Source organism: Caballeronia sp. LZ035, from assembly GCF_031451175.1.
GTDB lineage: Bacteria > Pseudomonadota > Gammaproteobacteria > Burkholderiales > Burkholderiaceae > Caballeronia.
In genome coordinates this window covers 97329-114718 of record NZ_JARUXS010000006.1, presented here as the reverse complement: position 1 = coordinate 114718, position 17390 = coordinate 97329, and the positions used below count along the sequence as shown (strand labels likewise).

Sequence of the window (17390 nt, the reverse complement as noted above, 5' to 3'; positions counted from 1 at the left end):
TTTCTGGCATGCGAATACCTGGTTCACGCCCCTCATGGTGAGCGGTGAAGTCGTGTCGTCCGAGGGTCGGACTTCACGCTTATCGTGATGCAAATAACGGTATATACCGTTTCATGGCCATTGCGCAAGCAGTAATCGCGCTCGAGGAAGCGTTCAATTCGCTAAGCAGATAGGGATTCGGCGCGATGCGCGTTGACCGGGTTGATGCCGCGTCGCTAGTGTCCGGAGGACGCTCCTTTCGGACGCCAACTCGTTCGTGAGGCTCGCACGATGTGGTACGTCGAGTGCTCGAATGAAAGCATTCTCCTGTGCCGAAAGACCCGCTAATGCGAGTCTTCTGGCACCGTGCCTGTCGAGGTTTATTCCGTGAGAGTCGAGTTCCATGCCCCGCCCGCAGCGGTCATGTCGAAGAGACCGAGAGTTCTGGGCTCGACGTCGTTGATCATCGCGTTTGCGCTTTTTATTTGTATCGACCGGTACTACGAACGAGCGGCGACGCATCCGGTCGACCTGGTCGTCCTTTGGCTCTCTGCTCAGTACTGCATTGCGGCGGTGCTTTTCTGTTTCTGGCCCACATCCTCTAAGAGGACGCTGAAGGAGAAGCTGCTCGTCGCCCTGTTGATTGGCGGCTTCATGGGCGGCGCAACCTTGCCGAAGGTCGTCGCCTTGTTCAATGGCCTCGGTGGTCCGCAGGCGCCGTGGTGGTTCTATCGCATTCCGTTTCCGGCGATTTCCGTCACAGCCTGCACTCAGACGATCATGGTCGCCGCGGTCGAGGCGACCATGTGGGTCGTCGCTTACGCGATTGTGTCCAAGCGGAAGCCGTGACCTTGGCGCATCGGGTCTGCACAGGCAAGCAGGTCGGAAAAGTTTTGGCACCACGATTGCTGTCATCGCGCAATGCCACCATCGGAGGCGATCATGGCGTCCATCTCGAAGCCGCTGTGCCGAATCCTTTTCCTCACACTGAGCCTCGCCGCGTTCGCTCGGGCGGGCGTTGCCGAGGAGAGCGCGGACAGGCGCGGCGATCATGCCCGAGGCGGCGGTCCGCAGCTTCAGCTCATCGCCACGTTCGAACATCAGGTCACTGGCGTGACGCTCACGCCGGATGGCCGCACTTTCGTCAACTTCCCCCGCTGGACGGAGGACGCGCCCATCTCCGTCGCGGAGCTCGGAGCGTCCGGCGATCTGCGTCCTTATCCGGATCCCGAATGGAATAGCTGGCGCAATGCGCGCCGCGACGAAGTCACGCCGCAGGATCATTGGGTATGCGTGCAGTCCGTCGTGGCGGACAAGCACGGCAACCTCTGGGTGATCGATCCGGGCGCGCCGGCGCAATCGCTCGTCGTGCCCGGCGCGCCGAAGCTCGTGCGGATCGATCTCGCGTCGAACCACGTCGCGCAAGTCTATGCGTTCGATGAAACCATCGCGCCGCAAGGAAGCTATCTCAACGATGTGCGCATCAGTCCGGACGGGCGTTTCGTCTACATCACCGATTCCGGCGTGCGCGGAGCGATCGTCGTGCTCGACACGGGGTCGGGCAGCGCACGACGTGTTCTCGACGGCGATCCGAGCACGCAGGCCGACAAGACCGTCACCGTGAAGGTCGACGGCAAGCCGCTGCAACAGACGGACGGCAGGCCCGTGAGCTTTTCCGCCGACGGCATCGCGCTGACGCCGGACGGACGTTACCTCTATTGGCAGGCGGTCAAGGGCAAAACGCTTTATCGGATCGCAACCGACGCGCTGCAGAATGCGCAGCTCAGTCCGCGGCAGGTCTCGGCGCGCGTGGAGGCGGTGGGTATCGATGGTCCCGCGGACGGGCTCTGGTTCGACGAGCGTGGACGTCTCTATGTTTCATCGGTCGAGCATCATGCGATTCGCGTGCGTGACGGCGAGCGCATCGACACGCTGCTACGGAATCGCGCGCTGATCTGGCCCGACACGTTCTCGGAAGGCGCCGACGGCACGATCTACATCACCGATTCGCGCATTCCCGAGATGAGCTGGTTCGATCCGCAGAGTCCGATCGCGCTGCCGACGCGGCTGTATGCGATTCGAGGACGCTAGCGCCGGGCGACGCCGTACTCGGCGTGACTCGTTCACCGTGGATATTGACGCAGAAAGAGGAAAGCAGCGTATGGAACAGCGATTCGATGACCGGCGCGTCCACGTGCTCTGCTCGGGTCTGGCAGCGGGACTGGCATCGGCCTCGGCGGCCTGCACCGGCGCGCAGCGTGCGGGTCATGCGCCCTACGCCGCGCTGAATGCCGTGACGCATTGTGTGTGGCCCGACGCATCGTCGCAGGAAAGGCCGAGCATCCGCTACACGGCGCTCGGCGCGACGATCCACATGGGCAGCGCGGTGTTCTGGAGCGTGCTGTTCGAAGCGCTGTGCGGACGACGGAGCCGTCCCGCGGGAATCGTAAGCGCTGCCGCGGCGACCGCCGTCGTCGCTTATGTGGTCGACTACCACGTCGTGCCGAAACGCTTCACACCGGGATTCGAGACGCATTTGCCGAGGCGCTCGCTGGCCATGACATATGTCGCGTTAGCCGCGGGATTCGCAATCGCCGCGCTGGCGCGACGCGCGTCCCGCTGAGGCCACTCGCCGCGCGACACGCCGCGCCGCGCGGCGCTTCATGCTTCACTCCGCGAGCGGCGCATCGAGCACGTGATGCGCGGCGATGACCGAGCGTTCATTGATGGCGGGCGGCCGGGTCTTTCTCGGCCGGAACACGAGATCGCCTCGCTTGATGTGCTCGCCGCTGATGGAGCAGACATCTTCCGCGCGCGCTCTGCCAAGCGACCAGACTTGTTCGGCGAGGCAACCCAGTTGCGAGTCCGACCACGACACGCTCGCGGTGCGGGACGTCAGACGCTCTCGTATCGTGATCGACACATGACTGTGCGCGGTCGGGCGCATCGCTGCTGAACGGCGCAATGATTCCTGGGAAGGTGCAAGACAGTCGAACCAGGTTACACGCGCTTCGAGTGCCGTCTGGGTATTGTCGATGGTCGCCATAGGTTGCTGATCTGTTTGCGAGTGTCGGTCGATCCCGGCATGCGCCGGCTCCGTTTTCATACGACGCATTCGTCATGCCGAAACAGCGCACGACGCCACTCATGGGTCGTGTCCGGAAGCTTCCGGTATCAAACAGGGCCTTTGCGCGACGCGACCGGACTCCGAACCGCGATCCGCACGCAGTTTCGCGATCGTCGGAAATGGAGCGGCCGCGCTTGTAGTGGTGGTTCCGGGAAGCGTTACCTCGAACCGCGATTCGCGAAGTACCGGTGCAGCAGCGAGGTCGCGCTCGAGCCATGCAGGACGACGGAAAGCACGATGGTCGCGAGCACGATCGGCGCGATCGGCCGGACATGTTCTCCGCCCGCCTGTTCGAGCGCGAAGAGCAGGTAGTAGAAGGCGCCGACGCCCCGTATGCCGAGCCATCCCGCGAGCAGGCGCTGCGGCCGGTCCATGCAGGAACCGGCGAGCGATATCGTCGCGCTGAGCGGACGGGCGACGAAGAACAGAAAGAGCGCGGGCCATATGACCCGCCAGTGGAGAAGCGCCCGCCAATGCGCCGACACGACGCTCCCGATCAACAGCATCAACGCGAATTCGACCAGCCGTTCGAACTCGAGCGCGAACGCCATCATCGTCTCGGCCATGTAGGCGTGCGCGAGCTCGGGGTCGCGGGCGGCTTCCTCGCGCTCGCCGCGTTCGACCGACTCGAGCGCCTTGCTGGGCGAGGTCTTGCCGGTTGCGGCGAGCTCCTGCCGGCGCAAGGACACGCCGGCCGCGAACACCGCGATGAACGCATAGCCGTGCACGAGCAGCGCCGCGCCATAGGCAAGCGCCATGAGCCCGAGTGCGATGAAGCCTTCGAGCCCGAGCGCCTGCCGGTAGCGCGTTCGCAGACGAATCACGAGGCGCACGACGCCCGATCCGAGTCCCCAGCCGATGACGAGCGCACTGACGACGCCCCAGGCGATAGCCGCCGCGAAGGTCCACGGATTGCCGCTGCCGGGGCTTGCACTTCCGCATAGCGCGAGCGCGACCAATGCGAACGGGTACGCGGCGCCGTCGTTGCAGCCGCCCTCGGACGAAAGCGCGAAGCGCAGCGGCTCATCGTCGCCGGCCTTGCACACGCGCAATTCGTTGGCGAGCACGGGATCGGTCGGGGCGAGTATCGCCGCGAGCAGCAGCGCAGGTCCCGAGGCGAGGCCGAGGCCGAAGCGCGCGGCGACATACACGAGGCCGATCGTCAGGATCATCGCCGGGCCCGCGAGCCGCAGCGTGAGCCGCCAGAGTTCGTTCGAAAGCGGCACGCGCAAATGCATGCCGATCGCAAACAGCGAGACGACGAGACCGGCTTCCGTCAGCACGCGCAACAGACGCAGATTCCCTTCGATGTCGGGCTCGAGCAAGCCGGCGCCGGCCGGGCCCAGCGCGAATCCCGCGGCGAGATAGACCATGGCGCCGGTCATCGGCAGGCGCGAGATCACGCCGCGCATGACGGCCATGAGAATCAGCAGCGCGCCTACCACCATGAACCAGACCGCCTCGATGACCACCGCTTGCTCCTTGACTTCGTGGACCGCGCTTGCCGGTGATACACGCTCGTCGGAAACGCGGTCGAGCAATCGACATTCCAAATCGCGCCCGTGGCGGCGCGGACGAGATCGGGCCTTGCGCGTCGAAAAACGCAGCTAGAGAAGCAGCGATTGAGCGCGGTGACGAGATAGTGGCCGCCGACCTACGAAGTCCTGAGCTTTAGGAGGAGAGGTCAAAGCAGGACATGCCGCACCCAGACGTCGGAGAATGCAAGAGGTCATCATGGTGACAGAAGAAGGTGTCGATGAAATGGAAGTTGTTGTTAGTGCGTGTCGTGGCGGCTGGCAAATGGAGGCCCCGGCAACGCAAAAAGTCAGCAGCATGGTAGTGCATGACAAATGTCAGGCGGTCATACTCGCGCGGAGGCTTTTCCCCGACGCTCAGATTCGGATTTTGCTTACTGACGATACGACCAGGCCTTCCTAAAGTGGAGTTGTTTGAGAGCTCTTGAGAACACTCCCTTCTCGACGACTAGGCGGCCAAGGAAGCAATAGATTCGGTTAGCGCAACTCCGTTCCTGCTGTTCGCTTGCTTCAGAAAAATCTCCGCGATGCCTTTGGTCGGAATGCTCGCCTCGACGCTGCGAAGTTCCTTCAGCCGAATCCATTTGCACCGAGCAATCTCGTTCGATGGGACCGCGGTCGCGTCCGCTTCCACACTCGCGATGAAGACGAAGTGTCGAGTGCGCAGTCCGCGAAACTGAAACGCATAGCGGACCTGCAAAGCAGCAAGCCCCGTCTCCTCCTGTAACTCCCGCCCTGCGGCGTCAGCGGGCTCCTCGGCTGTCTCGATGCGACCGCCAGGGAACGCCCATCGTCCTGTTGCCCGGGCAACAAGGAGGACTCGTCCGTCCCGTTCGCAAATCACGGTTGCTCTACGTTTCATGAGACTGAAAATCCTAGGTTGAAGAGGGGCGGCTTCCTAACGGTCACGGGCACATCTGGGTCCGACGGTATAGCCTAACTGTTTTCCGGTATCGTGGGGGGCGTGATGAAATCGCGTTCGGGTGCCGAAATCTGCTTTCCGGCCGCTCTCTTCGGCATGGCCTGCCCTTTGTCTATGCCAACGCTCATCTTGGCGTTGCTCCGGGTCATCATCGGAACGGTGTACGTTGGGTACCGCGAGTCGCGCGCGTTTCCGGCAGACTGCGTGCCTCGACATTGCCAAACGGAGTTTCGAAGTGCTTTTCTCTGGTTCTACCACCTGGCGTATTGGCCTTGGTACATGTTCGTTGAGCTAGCTTAGCTCGCAGAGACAATGAGGTCGCGGTTGTCGCAAAGCTCCTGGCACTCGAAGTCAGCGTCGGATGTCGAAGGCGAATCGCGAAGGGACGACGAGCAGCGTCGAACGGGTATGGCAAGCGCATCTATCACGAATCTCGCCCATCCAAGGATTGGCAGGCGCTTCGCCGGGGAATAGGATGTCCCGCGCCGCTAGTTCGAAGGTTCCGAGGCCGTACCACCACGCGGGCTGCGCTCATTAGCGTCCCATACGGTCAACCAATAGCTGTCTGCGTGCCGCAAGAGCGCCAGCAACGACTGGTACCACGTGCGCAGGCACGCACCATTCAGCGTCCGTCCCGTCTTCCAACAGCTGCTCGGCGAACAGGTGAAACACCTCCGAGCATGAAACTTCCGGCCGCGGATCATCTGCACCATGTTCGCGGTACATGCTCGCAAACTGCAGCACGCATCGGCTCAGCGCTGCACTTGTCAACTGCGCCCAAGCGCAGCTTTCCTTGCCCGCTAGGCTCTGCTGCATGCGGTTTACGACAGTCAACAGCGCGCTCGACAGACGTTCGGGTATTCCGAGGTACGCGTAGCCAACGCCGCCATTGTCCATCCTTGTCTCCATTTCGCCGTACGTCGCGAATACTGCCGCCGATGGTTGCAATCGGCATGCCGAACATCTGACGTCATGGCTTGGACGCCTTGCGCACAAGCGAATGGCTGTCGAGAGGTAGCAGCGGCAAACGAGAAGACGCGGGCGTGCGTTTTTCCGGCCGCACCTCAAGCGACCGAAGCGACTGCCGTAAACAGGATTGTCACACTGTGACCGTCGGCGGAAATGTGCGGGCTAACGACAACAAGGAGACCCTATGAAAAAAATTGCTGCTTTAATCGTCGCGCTGCTATGTATTGTGAACGTCGCCCACGCTTGCCCGAAGGGAGAACATCCTCACGGCGGCACCGGTTCCCATCATAAGGGCGGCTACTGCTCCTAACTTACCGCTTCTTCGAAGCCCGCCTCCGCGGGCTCTGCTGACGTTTGTCTCCTCGTTCATGCCACTCTCGGTGAGCGTGCAAGTAGGCGCCCCTCCAGTTTGATGCCAAGGGTGCGTCGCACTGGCGGGTTATTGGGTGTCGCTCTCAGACGCGGGCAACTCGACTCGGAGGTCGCCCGATTTGTCTTGCCAGACCGCGGCTGGCGGCTCGTAATTCCTGCACCCATAAGGAACTCACTCATCGGGCAGGCCCGCGAGGGCAGGCGGGCACACGCGGCACTCAAGCAAGGCCCTTCGACCCTGTCCTCGAGATAGCGGACTACGAACTCGCCGGAGAACTCGACCTCGCGGGGGATCTGAAAGGGAGCGTTCATTCGGCGTCGGATATGGTCAACGGGAGGCCCTCTCGTTGTCCCCAGGACCCGGGCTTTTCCAACGCCTCAGCGAGTCAAAGACCTGGAGCGATGCTTTCCGGCAGTCACGAATTGATTCCGCTGGAGTGCTTCCGGCGCTGCGCTTACGACCGTTGTAGCCGCGCTCGATAGCACTGAGCAGGTCCACAAGCGCACGCTTGCCGCAGCGGGAGTCTCTCGGTTGATTTAAGAGCAGGCTACGCGCTGGACGAGGGCTCGTATCTGTCGGAGATTTCTGCTACGGCCTCTTTCGGACTCGAAGCCGAACCCATTCCTTCCGATCGTGTTGAAAGGCGGAGATAAGCTGCCGCAAGACGTCGCAATTCATCCTCGGAAGCGTCCTCTATCCCGATGAGTTGATTGCTCGCCGCACGATGCGACGAGAGCAACTCGTTAAGCTTTAAATGCAGGGCAACGCTATCTTTATTCTGGCTCTGCTGAATCAAAAAGACCATCAGAAATGTGACGACAGTTGTGCCAGTATTGATCACTAGCTGCCAACCATCGGAGTAGTGAAACAACGGTCCGGTTACAACCCACGCAACCACTGTCAACACCGCCAAACAGAAAGCGGCTGGCGAGCCAGCCCACCTGGTAACCAAGCTCGCGAACTTATCGAAAGCACGGGATAGCGGATGTGGATTGGCGTAAGCGGGGCTCGCGGTGTCCGGAACCGTATCGAGTTCGTCGACAGACGAGCGAGACGTTCTGGTGTTGTCCATAGCCTGCTCCCGGGTCGCTGTTGCACTTTATGAGGGCAAGTCACGTGCCAGTCGGCTGGACGTAAGCTGAACACGGCGCGAGCGCCGACATGAAAGCGAGCGAAGAAGCGCCGCAGCATTTTGGCGCCACGACGTCGAGTAGCAGTGGAAGGGCTTCAGTACTGCCGTACAGGAAGGCGCATGCCGGCGTTTGGGAACGCGCCGTGGGAGGACGGCAGACCGTGGCCGCCCAGCTCGACTTGCAGTTTGGTTTCATTCATGAGGCTCGCTTGGCGCACCATCTGTTGGCAAAGATAGAAGAACTCCATTTCGCTGAGCCGTGTAACGCGGCGCTCGCCGCACTGGAATGACGAGCATGAAGCGTTCGAGCGGGGACACCTTGGCTTGGGAGGAGGTCACAGAGGACTGCGGACGCAAACAGTTCGCCCGTTTTCGAAGTGGTCGTGTTGGAGACGACGTCCATCTTGAACCGTCGCGGGTCCCGGATTCGCTGAATTGCTGGGACAAAGGAAATGGAGGTGCGAATGAGTCAATCATCGGTTGCCATCGTCGTGAGCCGCGACGATCCGACATCACCGGAGGGAACACGACTTCTCGATGAACTCAGCGCAATGCTGGCCGTGTTCTCAGGAGACGGAGGGCAATCGCGGTTTCAACTCGCCGACTTCCGCTCGTCGAATGGAGCCTTTTGCATCGCGCGAACAGCGCTCGGCGAGCCGGTGGGATGCGGAGCGTTCTGGCATTACGACAACGGTACGGCCGAACTCAAGCGACTCTACAGCCGGCCCAACGCCGCTGGCGTCGGGCAAGCAATTCTCCGTCAACTCGAGAGCGATGCAGCCGCCTCAGGCTGCAGGAAGATCGTGCTGGAAACGCGCGCCGTAAACCATCGCGCGATTCGCTTCTACGAACGCAACGGCTTCTCGGACGCAGCGTTATGGCGCGTACGTTGGCCGGCCTGATGCGCGTTGCTTCCAGAAGCTGCTTCGATCGAAGTAAGGGTAAAGGTGACAGCAGGCAAGCGTCGATGAATACGCTGTTGTTGCCCCTGTTGGTTATTTCCCTAGCCCGGTTTCCACTCGCTGAATATGAAAAGCGGTTGGCGGATGCTGCGCTCGATAACGAAACGCCAGGCGCGGCGCCGTCTGCAATGCAGACGGCGCCGTGTGCACCTTACACCTTGTCCGCGCTTCCCGCGCCGAGATCGGCGCCCGTCGTCGGATCCGCCGAAGGATCTGAAGCCGTACGCGATGCCATCGCTTGCAGCACCTGCACGTCCTGCTCGGTAACGGTCACGGTCGCGGTGCCGTCGCCGCCGTCGACTGCGGGTTGCGGGTCCTCGACGAACTGCCAGTCGCCGCCTTCGTTCCACGGTCCGCGCGCATCGTCGCCCTTCGACATGTTGAAGTACACGCTCGCGAACTCGGGAATGCCCGGCAGCTTGCCTTGCGGAAAGTTCGGCTGAATCGAATGCAGCGCCTTCTCGAACGATTTCTGATGCGCGATTTCGCGCGTCATGAGAAAGCCCAGCGCTTCCTTGATGCCCGGATCGTCGGTCACGTTCATCAGGCGCTCATAGACGATCTTCGCGCGCGCCTCGGCGGCGATGTTCGAACGCAGATCGGCTGTCGGCTCGCCGATCGTATCGATATACGCGGCGCTCCACGGCACGCCCGCCGAATTCGTGAGCGACGGACCTCCGCCGTAAAGCAACTGCGTAACGTGCGAATCGTTGCCGGGGCCGGTGAGCGATCGATACAATTCGGCTTCCTGCTCGACGGCTTCTGCGAGTTGACCTTTTGCGCCCTTGTTCAGCATCGCGACGATCGATCCGATGACTTCAAGATGGCTCAACTCTTCCGTCGCAATATCGAAAAGCAGGTCCTTGCGGCCAGCATCGTCTTCGCTGACCGCTTGCGTGAAATAACGCATCGCGGCCGCCAGTTCGCCTTGCGGACCGCCGAATTGCTCCAGCATCAGATTGGCCAGACCCGGATTGGGGGCGCCCACGCGTACCGTGTATTGCAGGCGTTTGTTATGCACGAACATTTGAACGACTCCTTTTATGGCGCACGAACTCCCTCACGGGCTTCGCGCGAGTCATCGAAGTTGAACAGCTAGCTTGCAGCGCCCAAGAGCGACGCGCATGCGTTGCCTATGGCCGTGTGACTGCAGGCCTCAGCGCGTCTCGGACTCGCGCTGGCGTGTTGCAGCAGTGAAGCCGCGTCGTGATATGTGAGGCAAGCCTAATACGATGTGCTGCGGCCCGCGTGAGCACACTTCAGCAACCGGTGTGCCACCGCACGGGCGGTAGGCGTGCGCTTAACCGTCTGTCTTCTTGGGTCCCGTCCCAGCGGCGGAAGGGGCCCGAGATTCGATCGGAATCCACGGATACGACCACCTGCCGTAAGAGCAGGGAGGGCGCAATGGCTACTGACGAGCTCGCATGCGGCGGGGCGGGGAGGGCGTTGCCCGCATCGCATGGCAGCCGCGATAAGCGAAGGGTGCGAAGCGTTTTCGGGTTTTCTCAAAACCCGGCTCATCGTTTGGTCTTCACGACTCCGGCGGTCATTGTCATGCCGCGCGCGGCCTGCGCTAACGCCATCATCTGTGCGGCGGGAATGTTGACAGTCAATACGGGCCGCCAACCTATCCGGAAGATATCTTCGTCGGCTATCGAGACTCCGATCGAACACCGGCCCGCTCGCCGGCTCGAGGCAGTGGATGTTCATGTTGGTTGAGCAAGGCGCGCCGATGCCGCGACCGATCAAAAGAGATAAAGGCTTCGCGACGATGTTCGCGCACCTCGGAGGAACGACAGTCACGGTCTTTCAACACAATGGAACGGACCTCGACTATACGCTCGCACCACCGCGATCAGTCTGAATTCACGCGCGGATCTTCAAGTTGTGCGTGCAACGGATGGCTTTCGGACGAACCCTGTTGGGCATATTACGAGACTCGTATGGCGCCTTCGATTGGCGGTTCCTTTCTGTTTCAGCCCGCTCGGCCTTTTACTTCCCGGCGTTTGGTGTTTGGGCGGTGCGACCCGGCATCGCTATTGCTGAAGGGCCGGAGCGACTGGACCATTCAATGAGGAGATTTTCATGAAGGCACATCCGGCTCTGGCTACTTTAGCCGCGTTCACGCTGATCAGCGCCGCGCCGATCACCGTTCTTGGGCAGACGCAGGCGGCAAGTACGACTCAGGCTAACGATCTTCCGGCAGTCGATAAAGCGTTCGTACAGGCCGCGTCGGAATCGAGTTCGACCGAAATCGACACGGCCAAGCTCGCCAGCAAGCAGTCGCAGGACAAGGACGTTAAAAGTTTCGCGCATCACATGATCGTCGACCACACCAAGTTGACCATGCAGTTGAAGATGGCGGCCCCGCATGGCGTCGCAGTCCCGAAGGACAACTCGGACACCGCGGTGATCGACGCGCTCAGACCGCTGAAGGGCAAGGAGTTCGACACCATGTACATCCAGAAGGTGGGCGTTGAAGGGCATCAGAAGGCCGTAGCCGCGTTCCAGAAGGAAGCGCAGGAAGGTCAGAACGCCGACCTCAAGAAGGCTGCGCAGAAGGCGCTGCCTACCATCCAGAAACATCTGAAGATGGCGCAGGATCTCGCCGCGAAGAAGGGCGTGCAGTAAGCGAAATCTAGCGTGGCACGGAAGGCCCGCGTCGATGCACGCGGGTCTGGTACTTACTGGTCGGCGTTCGGGGCGCGGCGGCTGGCACCGTCGATGCTCTCAACAGAGCGCCCGATCACCGGGAGATGACCCATGGACGTCAAATCGCTGATGGGCGGCGCTTTCGCGTGGCCCGTTCGCACCTTCAAACGCTTCAGCGCCGACCGCAGCGCGCCGATGGCCGCAAGCATCGCCTTTTACTCCGCTTTCTCCCTCGCGCCGACGCTCGTCATGGTGATCGCCGTCGCCGGTCTCGTGTTCGGCGCGGAAGCGGCGCGCGGGCAATTGTTTCATCAGATCAGCGGGATGCTCGGCAAGGAGGCGGCAGCGAGCGTGCAGGCGATCGTCGAGCATGCACATCAGAGCGGCGGCAGCGGCATCGCGGCGGTGCTGTCGTTCGTGCTGCTGGCAGTGGGCGCATCAGCGACGTTTTCATCGTTAAACACGGCGCTTTCGGTGATCTGGCCGAAGGACGCCGAACAGAAGTCGGGCGTCGCCATGCTCGTCAAGGTGCGGCTCATTTCCTTCGGCCTGGTCATGGGCGTCGCGTTTCTGCTGATCGTGTCGCTGGTGCTCGACACCGCCGTCCAGGCTGCGGGCAAATGGGTGTTCGGCGAATCGCCGCTCGTCATAATTGGCGACATCGTGCAGTTCCTGCTCGGACTCGTGATTCTGTCCGGCGCTTTTGCCGCGCTGCTCAAATATCTGCCCGATGGTCCTGTGCCTTGGCGCGATGCGCTCGTCGGCGGGAGCATTTCCGCCGTGCTATTTTCCGTCGGCAAGAAGATTTTCGCGTTGTACCTCACGCACGCGGGGACAGCGAACGCATTTGGCGCGGCGGGCTCGCTTGCCGTTCTATTGATGTGGCTCTACTTCGCCGCCGCGGTTTTGCTGCTCGGCGCAGAAGCGGCGGCAACGCGAGTTGAAGCGCGCGAAGGCGAGCAACGGCCCGCGCCGGAATCGCCGGAAGCGCTGCCACCGAATGGCGGACAAGTGCCTGCCGGCCCCGCGGCCGACGATGCCACCGTGCACGCGCCCCCGCCCGCGCCCGTGCGCGTGCCGGTGCCAGTGGCCGTGCCGGTGCCGCGCGCGATGGAACCCGGCGCGACGATATGGACGCGGCTCCTCGCAAGGAGCATCAGCGTCGTGAAGGCCAATCCGAGCCGGTTCGCGATCGCGGCGGCGGGCGCGGGCTTCTTCGTTTTCACGCGGGGCACGCATCGCCCGGCGGCTCGAAAGCGGTGAGCGTCGTGACCCACGCCGTTGAGCGAAGAAGCATGTTAGTTCGCAGAACTGGATCATAGTCCAGTGTCACGCGTGGCTTGGCGGTGCGGCCGTCGCATCGCTCGCCAACGTGGCGTGCATCGCCGTGCGGGCGCGCTGCGCTGAGCGCGACTTTCCGTCTGCCGGACATTTCATCGAAGTCGATGGCGTGGTTCTGTGATGTCTCGGGAGACACGGAACGGATTGCGTTGATAACGGTGATAGTGGCGAGGACAACTTGACGCATCAATTCGAGGCCACGTTCGAAAGTCGATGGGCGAATGTCGACAAACCTCCTCGCCGAACCGAGACTAGAACGACATCACATTGATCAAGGAAGATCGCGCATCTGCGGTTCCGACGCGATGACAGCAGCGGTGGCTGCAGCAAACCTCGCGAACGCCTCGACCGATTGAGGGCGCCAGTTTCACATGCTCCGGCCACACAGAGTTGCAGAGGCCCGCGACAACCGGGACGCTTGCGGCGTTCGTGTGCGCAGCGTCAGAAGTACGCTGGCCAGTAGTAGCAACAAAACAAGGTCGCCTACTGCTCGCATAAATCTAACCCGTGTGAATTCGTCTGTTGATATATGTCATGACATCGGAGGCGCTGTACTTCCTTAATGGGACCGAAGCGCGTGGCAATCGCGACACCCGCCAGCGGGAGTGGAGGCTAATTCGCGGCATAGCGTTTGCGGGCAGATCTGCGCCGTAACCGCCCAACTTTATGGAGAATCGCCATGGCCGTCGCAACCCTTAATGACCTTTTTATTCACGGACTCTCTGATATCTACAGTGCGGAGAAACAGCTGACCAAGGCGCTGCCCCGACTGGCGCGGGCTGCAACCAATCCTGAATTATCGGCAGCGTTCAAAAACTCACCTGGAAGAGACGCAGGGACAGGTGGAGCGGATCGACCAAGTAGTCGAAAGTACTGGCGTCAAGCTTAAACGCTTGAAGTGCGTCGCCATGGAGGGACTCGTTGAAGAGGGTCAAGAGCAAATCGAGGAAATCGAGAAGGGCCCGATCCTGGATGCAGCGCTGATCGCGGCGGCTCAGAAAGTTGAGCACTACGAGATCGCTGCGTATGGGACGCTGGCGACGCTTGCGAAAAAGCTCGGTTATACAGAAGGTATGAATCTTTTACTGGAGACGTTGGAGGAGGAAAAGTCAACGGACGAAAAGCTGACCATGCTTGCCAAGCAAGAATTGTCGAAGGAGGAGGTGGGCAAGTAACGCGTTATCGCCGCGGGTGTACGGCCTCAGAAGACGCGAAGGGCAGTGACGTATCTATCGTACGTTGCTGAAGAGCTTTCGGCCTACGTCATGGCCGCGCTTATGCTTCGGACAGGGCAGCGCGAGGCTGTCGCCCGTGGATTAGCAAATGAAGAGCCGCGGACAGCCGTACGCTGCGAGCACGCGGCTCGTCGAGGTCAGTCGAAAGTGATCGCGCGGCTAGCTCTTGTGCTTGGCAAGCGTTCTGAAAGGGCATAAGGCAAAGGAGACGGTCCGCCATAAGCGACAACGAAGGAACTCGGCATGGCTTCGGTGCTACTGGTGGATGATGATATGGGGTGGCCGGGTTCTCTCGGCGTGCGATTGCGGCGGAAGGTCATACTGTCCGAACTGCAACCGACGGCGAACACGCTTTATCGCTCGCGAAATCGGCACGCCAGACGTTGTGGTGACGGACTGTGCTATGCCCGGCTTGGATGGCGTGGGGCTAATCCGTTCAATGCTTGCGGATCCGAAGCTTGCGCAAATCCCGGTGATTTTGATTTCCGATGCTCGACGGCGCCCGAGCGTACCTTGTGTCTGCTTTATGAGCAAGCCGTTTCCCATGCTTGCGCTGCTTCGTCAATTGCAGGTTGGCGCCAACGAGGACGTAGCCGCTCAGTGCTAATGCTGGCTGCGAGTCGCTTCTCGCCGTCCGATAGAGGACCCCGAATTGGCTTTCATTGACTGTGGGCCGGCGCGGGAGGCGGGCATCACCTTGAGCCGCCTCTCATTCAGGATCAGCGTCCCACTCTCCTCAGCTTGAGCTTGGAACCCTGTTAGGCGCGACAGGGTTGCCGGTCCTCGGGCGAGCAATATTGGCTGTCGGGGATCGATTGTGTTCCTCTCCCTCCGCCATCAAAGAAGCGCTCTCGCTGACCTCGTCAGCGTTGGATTGCCTCTGCGGCACCCGCATTGCTGTAACGCTTACGACGAGGTAAGCCGAACCTATTTGGCGGGGGCCAGCGCGATGCAAGCTGTCAACGTTGCGGAAACCGGGTTTGAGATCGGTTGGGATTTCGCTCGATTTGGCCGTGTATTGGACCCTGCAATCAGCGAGCACAGTGTACTGGACGGATACCGCGCCGGACGTGAGCATTTTCGCGTTCCGCAACATCTTCCCGATCGCTTCGTGTCGAAATGGTTGCAGCTTCGGCTGAACGCATTTCGACGCCGCCGAATTCTCGACTGCGAAGTGACTCCTGCCTACCTAAAAAGGATCGACTGCGCGGTGTGCCCGATTACATTGACGGCCATGACACATTCTGCGCTAGCCGAAAGCGACTGGTCGGTCGACAGGATCAACAATGATGGGGCATACGCGCCCGGCAACCTCATGGTGATGTGCGTCAAAGCGAATCGAGCCAAAGGAGCTAGGGGCTATCATGAGGTCATTCAGCTGGTATCGAAAAGTGGAGATGGCTTGTTGCTCGGTCTTTCCAAGCGCGAGTGGGCGCGTTTGGCCTGTGTGATGGTCGGCGCGGCGAACTTGACCGGGCCTAGTCCAACTCTCCTGCCGCTTCTCACCCGAATCCCAGAGGATTCCCGGGTGCCCCTGTACTTCGTTTTCCAGCAGATGCTCTTGCTTTCGGCGCGCTTAGCGACCGAGCGCAACCGGGTTATGAAGGCTTTGTGCAGATTGCATCCCTCGAGTGAGCGTTCCCTCGTTTTGCGATGCGCAGTGGAAAGGTTGGCGGTGACCTTAAGAGATGCCGCTTACCCATACGACGCATTATCTGACGAAGGCGTTCAGCGCCCGATGAGAAACTGGTTCACGACTATGCCGGCAGGCAGCATACCCGGATTACTTCGAGTATGTTCCCAGTATGGCGCCGAGCGGTGCGAAAATGCACCTCCAGTGGCATGGGCGCTAGAGACAAGCGGTCGCTTCTAATTTAGCTGGTTTCAGAGGAGTGGCGGGCGACGCGCCGATCCCGCCACGCGACATAGCATGCTTCGCGCGTGTGTTCGAGTGCGCGTGGCCGACTTGGCAGCGGTAAACCGGACGCCGTCATGCCCTCCTTCCCGAGGTTTCCTTCACGATCACTGTTGGCAAACGCCGGACGTGTTGCACCACTCCTTGACTGAAGCGCGACGTCATTGCTCATGCACCCATTTCGTCGCAACGCTGCACCGAAACGCCGCCTACGAAGGACAGCGACGCGAGGTGCTCTGCGCAGAGGCGCAGCGTCCTGACGTCTCCGTTGCACAGGATGGTCATGCCTTCTCGCGTATGGTCTGCTCGACGAACTGTCACACCCAGCCGGCCTAACGCGTCGAGAACGCTTGCGTTTGCAAGAGGCTCACGCGATGCTGAGCGGATGGCGAGAAGCACGTCGAGCGTGACAGGTGCTGGGTCTTTCATTCGGCTTGCCCTGCCCATGAGTATGCCTGATTACTAATGCCGATGGAAAATCTGCATCGCAGCCTTGTCACAAGCTGACTCGCACGGAGAACGAAAATGCCCATCGAATCGATGAGCGCAGAAAATGCCGGATGCAACAGGCTTCCCACGTTCAGTATGGACGACTTCTGGCATCTCGTGATGTACGGAACCCGCGTTGGACGGAAATCAGGATGCGACGCTCATATTTTCGTGGTGATCCGCCGCATGCTGATGCGAGAGTTCGGCGGCGCATTCTAAAAAGAACCATTGCCTGCGGGGCGATGCGCATATCCCTCGCGCGTGGCGAAGCCGCAGCACACAAGGCCAGGTGGCCACTCGAAATCCAACGCGCTGTCTCGATCCGAGCGGACGCTCCCGCGACGTAGCCACCCGCGGAAACGGGTTGCTTCAGTAGGGCGAACCACAATGACGAGATCGTTTTAAATGATTGATAAAGCTCTGGCAGCTAGGTCATTGCGGCCGCGATGCGTCGCGCGATTATTGGCCGCGTCTTCGAGCACGCCGGACGCGGAACCGAACAGGTGCCTTCCCTTGCGTATCGAAGTCGTTTCGCCGTCGAGAGAGTCCAGACGTAGCCGCACTCGGGGCACGTGAGATCACTGGGCTTTGCGACGGCGTTGAGTTCGTTAGCGCCCGAACTACCTCGCAGCGTGACCGACGTCTCGACTTCGGCAAGTCTGGCCGCGCCATCGTCGAGTTCGCCACTACGCAGGCGGCCCCCTTGCAACGACCAGTCCGCTCCGACGCATTCAACGGCTCTACAACGCAAGCGCAAAC

16 protein-coding genes and 1 pseudogene are annotated in these 17390 nt (G+C 61.0%); 11 read left to right on the top strand and 6 right to left on the bottom strand.

Translation table 11 applies throughout. From position 1 onward, the window contains the following. Positions 1-402: 402 nt before the first annotated feature. The 3 genes from QCE88_RS40075 to QCE88_RS40065 all read left to right on the top strand — a co-directional run bounded on the left by QCE88_RS40075 (position 403) and on the right by QCE88_RS40065 (position 2602). Positions 403-828: a hypothetical protein gene (locus tag QCE88_RS40075; RefSeq protein WP_309911477.1), complete on the top strand. Its 426-nt coding sequence runs from the start codon at positions 403-405 to the stop codon at positions 826-828. Between the two features lie 93 nt (positions 829-921). Next, on the top strand, positions 922-2070 hold the full coding sequence (locus tag QCE88_RS40070; protein WP_309911476.1) for an L-dopachrome tautomerase-related protein: 1149 nt from the start codon (positions 922-924) through the stop codon (positions 2068-2070). Between the two features lie 70 nt (positions 2071-2140). Beyond that, positions 2141-2602 (top strand): hypothetical protein, encoded by a 462-nt coding sequence (locus QCE88_RS40065; RefSeq protein ID WP_309911474.1) that lies wholly within the window; start codon positions 2141-2143, stop codon positions 2600-2602. A 45-nt stretch (positions 2603-2647) separates the two neighbouring features. Here QCE88_RS40065 and QCE88_RS40060 read toward each other — a convergent pair whose 3' ends face one another. After that, complete coding sequence (locus QCE88_RS40060) at positions 2648-3025, bottom strand: DUF3331 domain-containing protein (protein WP_309911471.1); 378 nt, start codon at positions 3023-3025, stop codon at positions 2648-2650. A 239-nt stretch (positions 3026-3264) separates the two neighbouring features. After that, complete coding sequence (locus tag QCE88_RS40055) at positions 3265-4647, bottom strand: cation:proton antiporter (protein ID WP_309911469.1); 1383 nt, start codon at positions 4645-4647, stop codon at positions 3265-3267. Here QCE88_RS40055 and QCE88_RS40050 point away from each other — a divergent pair. Further along, on the top strand, positions 4614-4781 hold the full coding sequence (locus QCE88_RS40050) for a DUF6723 family protein (protein WP_309911483.1): 168 nt from the start codon (positions 4614-4616) through the stop codon (positions 4779-4781). The two genes, QCE88_RS40055 and QCE88_RS40050, sit on opposite strands and share 34 nt — an antisense overlap. 308 nt (positions 4782-5089) lie before the next feature. Here QCE88_RS40050 and QCE88_RS40045 read toward each other — a convergent pair whose 3' ends face one another. From QCE88_RS40045 to QCE88_RS40035, 3 genes are all read right to left on the bottom strand, one after another. After that, complete coding sequence (locus tag QCE88_RS40045) at positions 5090-5503, bottom strand: NUDIX hydrolase (RefSeq protein ID WP_309911468.1); 414 nt, start codon at positions 5501-5503, stop codon at positions 5090-5092. Between the two features lie 594 nt (positions 5504-6097). Then, a complete protein-coding gene (locus QCE88_RS40040) occupies positions 6098-6460 on the bottom strand; it encodes a hypothetical protein (protein WP_309911466.1) in 363 nt (120 codons plus the stop codon). 992 nt (positions 6461-7452) lie between these two features. Further along, positions 7453-7977, bottom strand: coding sequence for a low affinity iron permease family protein (locus tag QCE88_RS40035; RefSeq protein WP_309911465.1), 525 nt, complete (start codon positions 7975-7977; stop codon positions 7453-7455). A gap of 89 nt (positions 7978-8066) precedes the next feature. On the opposite strand from QCE88_RS40035, the gene QCE88_RS40030 reads away from it, so the two are divergent. Further along, positions 8067-8327, top strand: a complete 261-nt coding sequence (locus QCE88_RS40030) for a hypothetical protein (protein WP_309911463.1) — start codon at positions 8067-8069, stop codon at positions 8325-8327. 174 nt (positions 8328-8501) lie between these two features. Further along, positions 8502-8939 (top strand): GNAT family N-acetyltransferase, encoded by a 438-nt coding sequence (locus QCE88_RS40025; protein ID WP_309911461.1) that lies wholly within the window; start codon positions 8502-8504, stop codon positions 8937-8939. A 211-nt stretch (positions 8940-9150) separates the two neighbouring features. Here the strand turns inward: QCE88_RS40025 and QCE88_RS40020 are convergent, their stop codons facing one another. Next, positions 9151-10026, bottom strand: coding sequence for a manganese catalase family protein (locus tag QCE88_RS40020; protein WP_309911460.1), 876 nt, complete (start codon positions 10024-10026; stop codon positions 9151-9153). A gap of 1058 nt (positions 10027-11084) precedes the next feature. Between QCE88_RS40020 and QCE88_RS40015 the strand changes: the two genes are divergently transcribed. The 5 genes and pseudogenes from QCE88_RS40015 (at position 11085) to QCE88_RS39995 (ending at position 16850) form a co-directional block, all read left to right on the top strand. After that, positions 11085-11630, top strand: coding sequence for a DUF4142 domain-containing protein (locus QCE88_RS40015; RefSeq protein WP_309911459.1), 546 nt, complete (start codon positions 11085-11087; stop codon positions 11628-11630). Between the two features lie 132 nt (positions 11631-11762). After that, entirely contained in the window at positions 11763-12914 is a 1152-nt protein-coding gene (locus QCE88_RS40010; RefSeq protein ID WP_309911457.1) for a YihY/virulence factor BrkB family protein, read from the top strand. A 757-nt stretch (positions 12915-13671) separates the two neighbouring features. Next, positions 13672-14167: pseudogene (locus tag QCE88_RS40005) on the top strand (ferritin-like domain-containing protein). A 1009-nt stretch (positions 14168-15176) separates the two neighbouring features. Further along, positions 15177-16100 carry a hypothetical protein gene (locus QCE88_RS40000; RefSeq protein WP_309911456.1) on the top strand — a complete coding sequence of 308 codons (924 nt, stop codon included), beginning with the start codon at positions 15177-15179 and terminating at the stop codon, positions 16098-16100. Positions 16101-16667: 567 nt separating this feature from the next. Then, positions 16668-16850 carry a hypothetical protein gene (locus QCE88_RS39995; RefSeq protein ID WP_309911455.1) on the top strand — a complete coding sequence of 61 codons (183 nt, stop codon included), beginning with the start codon at positions 16668-16670 and terminating at the stop codon, positions 16848-16850. Positions 16851-17390: the final 540 nt, after the last annotated feature.